Origin of the sequence: Streptomyces doebereineriae (assembly GCF_031845645.1) — a bacterium.
GTDB classification, from domain to species: domain Bacteria; phylum Actinomycetota; class Actinomycetes; order Streptomycetales; family Streptomycetaceae; genus Streptomyces; species Streptomyces canus.
The window spans coordinates 362,456-373,173 of sequence record NZ_JAVREZ010000008.1 but is presented as its reverse complement, the minus strand read 5'-3'; the positions used below and the strand labels follow the sequence as shown (position 1 = coordinate 373,173).

8 protein-coding genes are annotated in these 10,718 nt (G+C 69.4%); 3 read left to right on the top strand and 5 right to left on the bottom strand.

Features of this window, described 5'->3' with window-relative positions; translation table 11 throughout:
- Positions 1-2: 2 nt before the first annotated feature.
- Entirely contained in the window at positions 3-776 is a 774-nt protein-coding gene (pcaH, locus tag RNB18_RS24940; RefSeq protein WP_311716403.1) for a protocatechuate 3,4-dioxygenase subunit beta, read from the bottom strand.
- Positions 777-921: 145 nt separating this feature from the next.
- Here pcaH and RNB18_RS24935 point away from each other — a divergent pair, with 145 nt between their 5' ends.
- The gene (locus tag RNB18_RS24935) at positions 922-1,386 is read left to right on the top strand and encodes a MarR family winged helix-turn-helix transcriptional regulator (RefSeq protein ID WP_057610147.1); all 465 of its coding nucleotides are present in this window, start codon (positions 922-924) and stop codon (positions 1,384-1,386) included.
- Here RNB18_RS24935 and RNB18_RS24930 read toward each other — a convergent pair whose 3' ends face one another.
- The gene (locus RNB18_RS24930; protein WP_394817659.1) at positions 1,387-2,409 is read right to left on the bottom strand and encodes a DUF3048 domain-containing protein; all 1,023 of its coding nucleotides are present in this window, start codon (positions 2,407-2,409) and stop codon (positions 1,387-1,389) included.
- A 183-nt stretch (positions 2,410-2,592) separates the two neighbouring features.
- On the opposite strand from RNB18_RS24930, the gene RNB18_RS24925 reads away from it, so the two are divergent.
- Positions 2,593-3,783, top strand: a complete 1,191-nt coding sequence (locus RNB18_RS24925; protein WP_311716328.1) for a zinc-dependent alcohol dehydrogenase — start codon at positions 2,593-2,595, stop codon at positions 3,781-3,783.
- Positions 3,784-3,792: 9 nt separating this feature from the next.
- On the opposite strand, the gene RNB18_RS24920 is transcribed toward RNB18_RS24925, so the two are convergent.
- Positions 3,793-4,854 (bottom strand): ATP-dependent DNA ligase, encoded by a 1,062-nt coding sequence (locus RNB18_RS24920; protein WP_311716327.1) that lies wholly within the window; start codon positions 4,852-4,854, stop codon positions 3,793-3,795.
- Positions 4,855-4,920: 66 nt separating this feature from the next.
- Here RNB18_RS24920 and ligD point away from each other — a divergent pair, with 66 nt between their 5' ends.
- Positions 4,921-5,946, top strand: a complete 1,026-nt coding sequence (gene ligD, locus RNB18_RS24915; RefSeq protein WP_311716326.1) for a non-homologous end-joining DNA ligase — start codon at positions 4,921-4,923, stop codon at positions 5,944-5,946.
- On the opposite strand, the gene RNB18_RS24910 is transcribed toward ligD, so the two are convergent.
- A complete protein-coding gene (locus RNB18_RS24910; RefSeq protein WP_311716325.1) occupies positions 5,933-8,125 on the bottom strand; it encodes an OmpL47-type beta-barrel domain-containing protein in 2,193 nt (730 codons plus the stop codon). The genes ligD and RNB18_RS24910 overlap by 14 nt on opposite strands.
- Complete coding sequence (locus RNB18_RS24905) at positions 8,125-10,623, bottom strand: ThuA domain-containing protein (protein ID WP_311716324.1); 2,499 nt, start codon at positions 10,621-10,623, stop codon at positions 8,125-8,127. The genes RNB18_RS24910 and RNB18_RS24905 overlap by 1 nt, the downstream gene beginning before the upstream one ends.
- Between the last annotated feature and the right edge of the window lie 95 nt (positions 10,624-10,718).

Sequence of the window (10,718 nt, the reverse complement as noted above, 5' to 3'; positions counted from 1 at the left end):
GGTCAGCGTCCTTCTTCGATCCAGGTGGCCTGCGGTCCGTCGAGCACGATGTCCCAGTGGTAGCCCATCGAGAACTCCGGCACGGACAGGCTGTGGTCGTAGGTGGCGACGAGCCGCTGGCGGGCCGCGTCGTCCGTCACGGATTGGATGATCGGGTCGTACGGGAACAGCGGGTCGCTCGGGAAGTACATCTGCGTCACGAGCCGCTGGGTGAACGCCGTGCCGAAGATCGAGAAGTGGATGTGGGCCGGCCGCCAGGCGTTGACGTGCTGGCGCCACGGGTACGGGCCCGGCTGGACGGTGGTGAAGCGGTAGAAGCCGCTGTCGTCGGTCAGCGTGCGGCCGACGCCCGTGAAGTTCGGGTCCAGCGGGGCGTCGTGCTGCTCGCGCTGGTGGGCGTAGCGGCCGGCCGAGTTCGCCTGCCAGATCTCGACCAGCTGCCCGCGCAGCGGACGGCCGTCGCGGTCCAGGAGCCGCCCCTCGACGGTGATCCGCTCACCGATCGGCTCCTCGGTGTGCTGCCGGGTCAGGTCGTTGTCGATCTCGGTGATGTCCCGTTCCCCGAAGGCGGGCGACCGCAGCTCCACCAGCTCCGGGTCCTTGGACACGTCGATGCTGATCGGCGGCTGTTTGGGGTGCCGCAGCACCGAGGACCGGTAGGGCGCGTAGTCGCGGCGCGGCTGGTGCTCGACGGGAGCGCCGTCCGCGAGCCGCTTCTCGTAGGCGGCGCGCTCGGCGGCGATTTCCCGGTCGATGTCCTGCTGGGTGAGAGACAGCCCCTTGTCCATCCGCGTGACCCATCCGTCCATTGCTCAGTGCACTGACTATTTCAGCGATGTTTCTCTTAAGCTGCCACTGTGGCAGCCTGGCGTCAAGGCTCACTACTCTTCAGTGCACCAACCAAATGACTCGGGAGCGCACATGGCCGCGGTGGACCTCACCACCCACCCCGGGCACCTCGCCCGGCGGCTCCAGCAGGCGCACTACCTGCTGTGGAACACGATGGTCTCCGAGGAGATCACCTCGCCGCAGTTCGCGGTCCTGAACGCGCTGGTCGCCGAACCGGGGCTCGATCAGCGCACGGTGGGGGAGCGGGTGGGTCTCGACCGGTCCACCATCGCCGAGGTCATCAGCCGGCTCGGCAGGCGCGGGCTGCTCGACAAGGTCCGCGACCCCCAGGACGGCCGCCGCTTCCTGCTGCGCCTGACCGACGACGGGGTGCGCACCCACCGCAAGCTGACCGTGCGCACCGCCCGGATGAACCAGGTCTTCCTGGGCCCGCTCTCCGCCGCGGAACAGGGCCAGTTCTTCGAGCTGATCCGCCGGGTCGCGGACGCGGCGGAGGGGCTCCGCAATCCCGCCGAACCCCTCGTCACCCAGCCCTGATCACGCCTTCGCGAAGAGGATCCACACCTGGCCCTTGGCGAAGTTCACCCGAGAGCCGTCCTTGGTGGTGAACTCTGTTCCGTCCGTGGCCTTCGCCCGCTTCCAGTTCACGTCGTACGCGCGACCGTCGCGCAGCACCTTCGCCCTGCCCGAGCCCACCGTCACCGTGTACGGCGTGTTGTTCCCGAGGAAGTCGTGGAAGGCGGACTTGCGCACCTTCACGTACTGCACGACGACCGTGGCCGGGGCCAGCCGCTTTCCGTCGGACGTCACGTCCGGGGTGCCGTCCATCGAGACCAGCCAGCGTGCGCGGCTCTGCGACCAGGTGAAGGTGAAGCGGGCGGCCGGGAAGCGGACCGTCTCCGAGGTGTCCTCGGTGCCGCCGGCGGGCGCGGGGCCGTAGTGGAAACCGGTGGTCAGCGCGGAGGCGCCCGGCGCGGCGGGCAGCAGGCGCTCCGGGCGCAGGAAGAGGTTGTGCGGCAAGACCTTGTCGGCACCGCGGAAGTAGGCGCGGGACGCCTTCTCGGGGGTCTGGGCCACCAGCGGCGCCCCGTTGATCAGGGGCATCAGTTTGCCCTGGGCACCGGAGAAGGCGAGCGTCGGGTCGTCGAACTGCCGCAGCAGCTCCAGGTCCGACTCGCGGGCGCTGCGCACCGGGCCGACGGCCTTCGGCAGCTTCGTCGCGTACACCGCCATGAGGCGGCTGAGCCCGCCCTCGACCTGCTCGGCGTAGACGATATCGGCGGAGTCGATTCCGGTCTGCGGGCGGGCCGCCCGCACGTTGTCGATCTTCACGGCGAGCACGGAGGGACGGTCGGTCTCCTCGCTCGGTTCCGGTGTGTTCGATGGTGAAGCGCTCGGTTGATCCGTGCGGAACTGTCCGCGTCCGTCGTCGGCCGGGGCACGGGGCGTGCCGTGTCCCGTGCAGCCCGCGGCGAAGAGGCCGGCGGCGGTCAGCAGTGCCGCCGCCGTACGGGCGCGTCGCGCGCGTCCCCTGTGTTCCGTATCCGCCATGCCCACCATGCCCACCCGTCTCGTGTCTTTGATTGTGCGCTTATAAGTTCATTGGTGGCCATACCCGTCCGTTTCTGATTAGTCGCGTCGAGTACGCCGATCGGCCCTGGATCGCGGTTCGGCGGAGGCGCCTCGGGTACCCGGGGCGCCTACCCAGGACCGACACGCGAGTGACGGAGGGAGTGCCCGGCGATGAAGGCTGTGACCTGGCAGGGCAAGCGGGACGTACGGGTGGAGGAGGTGCCCGATCCGAGGATCAAGGAACCGACGGACGCGGTCATCCGGATCACCTCGACCGGATTGTGCGGCTCCGACCTGCATCTTTACGAGGTGCTCACCCCGTTCATGACGCCGGGTGACATCCTCGGCCATGAACCCATGGGCATCGTCGAGGAGGTCGGCGCCGGGGTGCCGGACCTCGCGGCGGGCGACCGGGTCGTCGTGCCCTTCCAGATCGCCTGCGGCAACTGCTGGATGTGCATGACCGGGCTGCCGACCCAGTGCGAGACCACCCAGATCACCAGCGAGGGCATGGGTGCCGCCCTGTTCGGCTACACCCGGCTCTACGGCGCCGTACCGGGCGCCCAGGCCGAGTACCTGCGGGTCCCGCAGGCCCAGTTCGGGCCGATCAAGGTTCCCGAGGGCCCGCCGGACGACCGCTTCGTGTACCTCTCCGACGTGCTGCCCACCGCCTGGCAGGCCGTCGCCTACGCGGACATCCCCCAGGGCGGCAGTGTCGCCGTGCTCGGTCTCGGCCCCATCGGCGACATGGCCTGCCGGGTCGCGCAGGTGCGCGGCGCCGGGCGGGTCTTCGGCGTGGACCTGGTGACCGAACGGCTGCGGCGGGCCCGCACGCGGGGCGTGGAGACGTACGACCTCAGGAGCTTCGACAGCGAGAAGGAGCTGGTCCAGGCGATCCGCGACGAGACCGACGGGCGCGGCCCGGACGCCGTCATCGACGCCGTCGGCACCGAGGCCCACGGCAGCGCGGCCGCCCGGCTCGCCCAGAACGCCTCGGCCCTGCTGCCCAGGAAGCTCAGCGGGCCGTTCGCCGAGCGCTTCAGCATCGACCGGCTCGCCGCCCTGCACACCGCCATCGAACTGGTGCGCCGCGGCGGCACGCTCTCCCTGACCGGAGTCTACGGCGGCACGGCCGACCCGCTGCCCTTGCTCACCATGTTCGACAAGCAGATCCAGATCCGGATGGGCCAGGCCAACGTGCGGCGCTGGAGCGACGAGATCATCCCGTATCTGACGGACGAGGACCCGCTCGGCGTCGATGACTTCGCGACCCATCACGTGCCGCTGTCGGACGCCCCGCACGCCTACGAGATGTTCCAGAAGAAGCAGGAGGGCGCGGTCAAGGTGCTGATGCGGCCCTGACCCGGCGCGTCAGCCCAGGATCTCGTCCAGGTCGTAGCGCACCGGCTCCTCGAGCTGCGCGTACGTGCAGCTCTCGGCCGTCCGGTCGGGCCGCCAGCGGCGGAAGCGGGCGGTGTGGCGGAACCGTACGCCGTTCTCCATGTGGTCGTACGCCACCTCCGCCACCCGCTCCGGCCTGAGCGGCACCCATGACAGGTCCTTCTTCCCCGACCAGCGGCTCGGGGCCCCGGGCAGCCGGGCGCTCTCGTGCGCGGCTGCCTCCGCCCAGGCCGCCCAGGGGTGCCCGGAGGGGTCCTCCATCCGCAGCGGCTCCAGTTCCTCGATCAGCTCGGCGCGCCGCTTCATGGGGAAGGCCGCGGACACGCCGACGTGCTGAAGGGTGCCCGCCTCGTCGTGGAGCCCCAGTAGCAGGGAGCCGACGACAGGGCCGCTCTTGTGGAGCCGGTAGCCCGCCACCACCACGTCCGCCGTGCGCTCGTGCTTGATCTTGAACATGGCGCGCTCGTCCTGCAGATAGCGCAGGGTGAGCGGCTTGGCGATGACACCGTCCAGGCCCGCGCCCTCGTACTGCTCGAACCAATGGCGGGCCACGTCGATGTCCGTGGTCGCCGGTGCGACGTGCACCGGGGCCGTGACCCCGGACAGAGCCGTCGTGAGCAGCTTCCTGCGGTCGGTCAGCGGGGCGTTCAGCAGTGATTCGTCCTGGAGGGCCAGCAGGTCGAAGGCGACGAAGGAGGCCGGCGTCCGCTCGGCGAGCGTCCGCACCCGCGAGGCCGCCGGATGGATGCGCTCGGTCAGCGCGTCGAAGTCCAGCCGGCCCTCCCGCGCGATCACGATCTCCCCGTCCATCACGCAGCGCTCGGGCAGCCGCTCCCGCAGTGCCTCCACCAGCTCGGGAAAGTACCTGGTCAGCGTCTTGCCGGTACGGCTGCCCAGCTCGACCTCGGCCCCGTCCCGGAACACGATGGCCCGGAACCCGTCCCACTTCGCCTCGTAGTGCATGTCCGGCGGGATCTTCGCCACCGACTTGGCGAGCATGGGCTTCACGGGGGGCATCACCGGCAGATCCATGGTCCTGATTCTGCACGCGCTTGCCCCGAAATGCCTGATATGCGGGGCTCGCTTACCGTGGCTCGCATGGGTGACGCGGTGGAACTGGAGGCGGGCGGCCGGACCGTACGGCTGTCCAGCCCGGACAAGATCTTCTTCCCGGAGCGCGGTTTCACCAAGCTGGACCTCGCCCGTTACTACCAGGCCGTCGCCCCCGGCATCCTGCGCGCCCTGCGCGACCGCCCCACCACCCTGGAGCGCTACCCGGACGGTGTGACCGGCGAGAACTTCTTCCAGAAGCGGGCGCCCAAGAACATGCCCGACTGGATCCCGACCGCCCACATCACCTTCCCGAGCGGGCGCAGCGCCGACGAGATGTGCCCGACCGAGGAGGCCGCCGTCCTGTGGGCCGCCCAGTACGGCACCCTCACCTTCCACCCCTGGCCGGTCCGCCGCGACGACGTCGACCGCCCCGACGAACTCCGCATCGACCTCGATCCACAGCCCGGCACGGACTACGACGACGCCGTGCGCGCGGCTCATGAACTGCGGTCGGTGCTCGAGGAGTTCGGTGGTCTGCGCGGCTGGCCCAAGACCTCCGGCGGACGCGGCCTGCACGTCTTCGTGCCGATCGAACCGCGCTGGACCTTCACCCAGGTGCGGCGGGCCGCGATCGCGGTCGGGCGTGAGATGGAGCGCCGGATGCCGGACCACGTGACCATCAAATGGTGGAAGGAGGAGCGGGGGGAGCGCATCTTCATCGACTACAACCAGACGGCCCGCGACCGCACGATCGCCTCCGCCTATTCGGTACGGCCCCGCCCGCACGCCCCCGTCTCCGCACCCCTGCGCTGGGAGGAGGTCGGCGAGGCACACCCGCAGGACTTCGACATCGCGACCATGCCCGCGCGCTTCGCCGAACTCGGCGATGTGCACGCGGACATGGACGATCACGCGTTCTCGCTGGAGGCCCTGCTGGACCTGGCCCGCCGTGACGAGCACGACCACGGGCTAGGTGATCTGCCGTACCCGCCCGAGTATCCGAAGATGCCGGGGGAGCCCAAGCGGGTACAGCCGAGCAGGGCCAGGAAGCCCGGTCCTACAGCTCCTTGATCCTGATGTCCCGGTACGAGACCACGTCCGTCGTGCTGTGCACCTGGAGTCCGATGTAGCCGGAGGCGAACCGCCGCCCGTCCGTGCCCGGGTCGTCCGAGCGGGCCGGGTAGAAGTCCTGACCGCCGATGTTGTCGAACTCGTTGATGAGCACGCCGTTGCGGTAGACCGAGTAGTGCTGGTCGACCACACGGATCTCGTAGTCGTTCCATGTGCCCTTCTGGGTGACGCCGGCACCGGCGAGCCCCACCCGGTCGAAGCCGTAGACCGAACCGGTCTTGTACATGTCGCCGTCGGGCCGGTCGAGCACCTGCACCTCGTGGCCGTACTTGATGGCGGCCCACTCCGGCCGGGGCTCCTCCGGGTGGTCGTGGACCCACGGGAACCGCACGAACACACCGGAGTTGGCGTTCCCGGTGCCCGGGGCGTCGTCCCGCCACTGGAGCTTGAGCGAGAAGTCGCCGTACTTGCGCTCCGGGAACCAGAGCATGCCGAGGCCGTCCTTCGTGGTGCCCGAGGTGATCGATCCGTCGCCGTTGGGTGCGAACGAACCGCCGCCCACCTGCTGCCACTTGGCGAAGGACGCCGCGCTGCCGTCGAGGATCGTGCGGTAGCCCTCGGTCTGCCCCGGCTTGCCGATGCCGGACTCACGGGCCGCCGCGTCGATGGCGTCGTACTCGCGCTCGTCGACGACCCCGTCCCTGAAGAGCTTGTCCAGGACGGTCTTCACGTGCTTGAGGAACAGCGCGTGGGACGTCCACTCCTTCTCGTCCTCAATCAACTCGTTGATCCGGCACCGGCTGTTGGTGATCCGGTTCGGCACCCCGCTGTCGACCGTGCCGACGATCACCGTCAACCGCTCGTCCAACTCGGCACAGTTGGGCGCCGGGACCTGACTGGCGACCACCGTGAAGGTCACCGTGCGCGCGGCGGAGGTGTTGCCCGCCTTGTCCGTCGCCCGGTACGCCAGGGTGTGGGTGCCCGCCCGGTCGACGACCACGGGCGCGGTGTACGCCAGGTAGGGTCCGGCGTCGATCGAGTACTCGGTGCCCGCGACACCCGAACCGCCCTCGTCCGTGGCACTCACGGTCACCTTGGCGTTGCCCACGTACGCCCCGTCGGAGTTGCGCGTGCCGTCCACGGTCACACCGGTCACCGGCGGGGTGGTGTCCTGCGGGGCCGTCGCGACCACCGTGAACCGGACGCTCTTCTCGGCGGCCACGTTGCCCGCCTTGTCGGTCGCCCGGTAGCGCACGGTGTGGGTGCCGACCTGATGCACCATCACGGGCATGGTGTACGGCTGCCAACTCCCGTCGTTCACCGCGTACTCGATGGTGTTGACCCCGGATCCGGTGTCGGAGGCCGACACGGTCACCGTCGCCATGTCGAGGTACGTGCCGTCGGGGTTCTGTTCGCCGCTGACCGTCGCCGAGGTGTCCGGCGGGGCGGTGTCGTCGGAGGGCCTGGCGACGACCGTGAAGTCGACGCTCTTCTCCGCGGAGACGTTGCCCGCCTTGTCGACGGCCCGGTAACGCACCGTGTGGCTGCCGACCTGGTCGAAGACGACCGGGGCGGTGTACGGCTGCCAGGCACCCGTGTCCCCGGTCGCGTACTCGATCCGGTCGACGCCGGAGCCGCCGGCCTCGTCGGTCGCCGTGACCGCCACGCTCGCCGAACCGACGTACTGGCCCTGCGCGTTCTGCGTGCCGGTCACCTGGGCCGTCGCCGAGGGCGCGGTGGTGTCCTCGCCGCTGCCCTCGGTCACCACGAGGATGCCCTGCATCTGCCCGTGGCCCGGGATCGTGCAGTGGTAGAAGTAGCGGCCAGGGGTGAGCGTGACCTCGGCGGTGTGGCGGCCGCCCATGTCGTCGTTCGGGTTGGCGAGGATGTTGAGTTCGACGTCGTTGTTGAACTCGGGGTCGCTGGTCACGAAGGTCAACGTGTGCGGCATACCGGTGGTGTTGCCGGTGGCCGTGCTGTTCTCGAAGACGATCGTGGCCGTGCCCGCGACGGCCGTCGCCGGGGCGGAGTTGTACTTGGTGATGTCGTCGCCGGCGGTCCAGGTGAGGACCTGCTCCGCTGCGTCTGTCCGCTCGGGTTGTGCCGTGGATGCCGACTGCAGGCCGAGCATCATCAGCAGAGCGGCCAGCAGGACGGTCAGAGGTCTTTGTCGGCGCATCACTGTCCTCCCCGTACCAACTGGCCGGCGGCCGGAGTGGGCCCGCCGCCCTGATAAGTGACCCGCCACAGCGCCGACTTGGCGTCCGAGGTGAAGAACCCGCGCCCGTAGTCGAGGACGTACAGCGCGCCGTCCGGACCGAACTTCCAGTCCATGAGGTTCTTGATGCCGTCGTTGCCGATCGGCACGATCTTCTTGAGCGACTCGGAGTGGACGGGCAGTCCGCCGTCCCCGTGGTTCTTCGGATCGGTGATGACCGCGTTGCGTGGCTGGTCGGCGTCGTAGAAGTCGCCGACGAACCACTTGCCGTCCCAGTAGGAGGGCCACTTGACGGTGCTGGTGGCCGAGGCGGTGTCGTAGCGGTAGACCGGCCCGTTCATCGCGGCCTGGCCGCCGCCCTTGAGCCACGGCAGCAGGTACTTGGCGTCCTCCTGCTTGTAGGAGGGGATGCCGTTCGTGTCGCGCGGGTAGTCCGGGGCGCCGCCCTGGGGCGAGTACCAGATGTTGTTGCCGGTGACGGGCGGGAGGTTGACCAGACCGTCGTTGTTGGGCGACTCGTTCTTCGGGTGGTCGCAGTCGTACCAGCCGAGCGGCTGGTTGGGATCCGGCAGGTTGCGGTCCCGGTAGGGCTGCTTGTTGCCCATGCAGTACGGCCAGCCCCGGTTGCTCGCCTTGGTGATGACGGCGAAGGTGTCGTACTTGGCCGGGCCCCAGGTCGTCGAGGGCGCGCTCGCGTCCGGGCCGACCCACCCCGCGTACAGGATGTCGGTCTTCTTGTCGACGAAGATGCGGGCCGGGTTCCTGACGCCCATGACATAGATCTCGCCGCGGGTCTTGCCGCCGCCCTCGTCGGTCTCCTTGCCGGTGAAGAGGTTCCCCTCGGGCAGCGTGTACGTCCCGTCGGGCTCCGGGTGGATGCGCAGGATCTTGCCGTTGAGGTTGTTGGTGTTGCCGGCGGTGCGGCGCGCGTCCGCGAAGGAGACGCCCTTGAAGTTCGGCTGCGGGTTGTTTCCGGAGTAACCGCCGCTGAAGCCACTGGAGTTGTTGTCGCCGGTCGCGATGTACAGGTTGCCCTTGGAGTCCCAGGACATCCCGCCGCCGGAGTGGCAGCAACTGTGCACCTGGACCGGCCACTTGAGCAGGACCTTCTCGCTGTTCAGGTCCAGCTTGTTCGTCGCGAGGTCGAGGGTGAAGCGGGAGACCCGCCGCTCGGCGATCCGGGTGTCACGGTTGAGCTGTGCGTGCGGGGTGTAGTGCAGATACACCCAGCCGTTCTGCTCGAAGCGCGGGTCGAGCTCGATCCCGAGCAGCCCCTCCTCGACCTTCACCAGCTCGTCGCCGCCGCCCTTGTTGCCGAAGACGGGCAACTCGCCCGCCAGGGTGACCTTCTTGGTCGCCGGGTCGTAGACGTGGATCTGGCCCTTGCCCTTGCCGATGTCCGGGTTGTTCCAGTCGGTGATCACCGGCTGGGAGGAGTCGGCGCCACCCCGGCCGATGTACAGGACGCGCCCGTCGGGGGCGGTGACCAGGCCGTGCGGCTCGCCGATCTGGTCGCTCTGCCCCGCCTGGTTGGGCTGGGTGAGGCGTTCGGCCTTGTAGTTGCCGTTGATGGTCGCCTTGCAGTCGGCCTGCGCGAGCCGCGAGGTCCACAGCAGCGCACCGCGCAGATGGGTCCGGAAGTCGGTCTCGTCGTACGAGGCCACCGTGCCGCCCATGCCGGTGTAGAAGGACCGGCCGCCGTCGTAGTCCCGGCACCAGCTCACCGGGTGGTCCCAGCCGTTGGCGCTCGCGCCGGGCTGGTAGGTCGACTCGCGGACCCGGGCCACGGTGTGCACGTCACCGGACGGGTTCTTCGTCCAGTTGAACCACTGGTCGGGACGCTTCCACTGCACCGGCAGATCCTTGGTCGCCGGATGCTGACGGTCGCCGACCTCAACGGTGGCCCGCTGGACGGCCGTCGGGCCGGCGGCGGCCGGACGGGCACCGACGAGGCCCGTGAACCAGTCGGAGTACGGCTCGGCGCGGGCCGCGTCATGGATGCCGACGAAGCCGCCGCCCGCCTCCATGTAGGCCTCCAGGCCGGCTTCCTGGTCGGGGTCGAGGACATCGCCGCCGCCGGTCAGGAAGACGATCGCGTTGTAACTCCCCAGCGCCTTCTCGTCGGTGAAGACCCTGGCGTCGTCCGTGGCCTCGGTCTCGAACCGCTGATTCAGCGGACCGGACAGCCCGATCTTCTCGACGGCGGCGATCCCGGCGTTGACGACCGGTGACTCGTCCCCGGCGGCCGCGGACCCGTAGAAGACCAGCACCCGTACATCGGCGCCGCCCGGTGGCGACTTGACGGACATCGTTGTCGCGGACGGATCGGGAGCCGGCAGCGCCCCCGCCGCCGGTCCGGACATCAGCCCGGCGGCGACGACCCCCGCGGTCACGGTGGCCGTCCAGACCCGTCTTCTCGTGCTTCCTCCGCTTCTCGCGCTCAACCCTCGTAAGTGCATGGGCACCTCCTCGGTCACAGCAACAGCGCCATGGAAGCTAGACCCCTTTGCGTCACTCGCCAATACCTATGACCGGGATCGGACGAACTTTGTCC

Excerpts from the sequence above, each read along its gene's own strand:
- RNB18_RS24935 (WP_057610147.1), top strand. The coding sequence starts at position 922 with ATGGCCGCGGTGGACCTCACCACCCACCCCGGGCACCTCGCCCGGCGG.
- RNB18_RS24930 (WP_394817659.1), bottom strand. The coding sequence starts at position 2,409 with ATGGTGGGCATGGCGGATACGGAACACAGGGGACGCGCGCGACGCGCC.
- RNB18_RS24925 (WP_311716328.1), top strand. The coding sequence starts at position 2,593 with ATGAAGGCTGTGACCTGGCAGGGCAAGCGGGACGTACGGGTGGAGGAG.
- RNB18_RS24920 (WP_311716327.1), bottom strand. The coding sequence starts at position 4,854 with ATGGATCTGCCGGTGATGCCCCCCGTGAAGCCCATGCTCGCCAAGTCG.
- ligD (WP_311716326.1), top strand. The coding sequence starts at position 4,921 with ATGGGTGACGCGGTGGAACTGGAGGCGGGCGGCCGGACCGTACGGCTG.
- RNB18_RS24910 (WP_311716325.1), bottom strand. The coding sequence starts at position 8,125 with ATGCGCCGACAAAGACCTCTGACCGTCCTGCTGGCCGCTCTGCTGATG.
- RNB18_RS24905 (WP_311716324.1), bottom strand. The coding sequence starts at position 10,623 with ATGCACTTACGAGGGTTGAGCGCGAGAAGCGGAGGAAGCACGAGAAGA.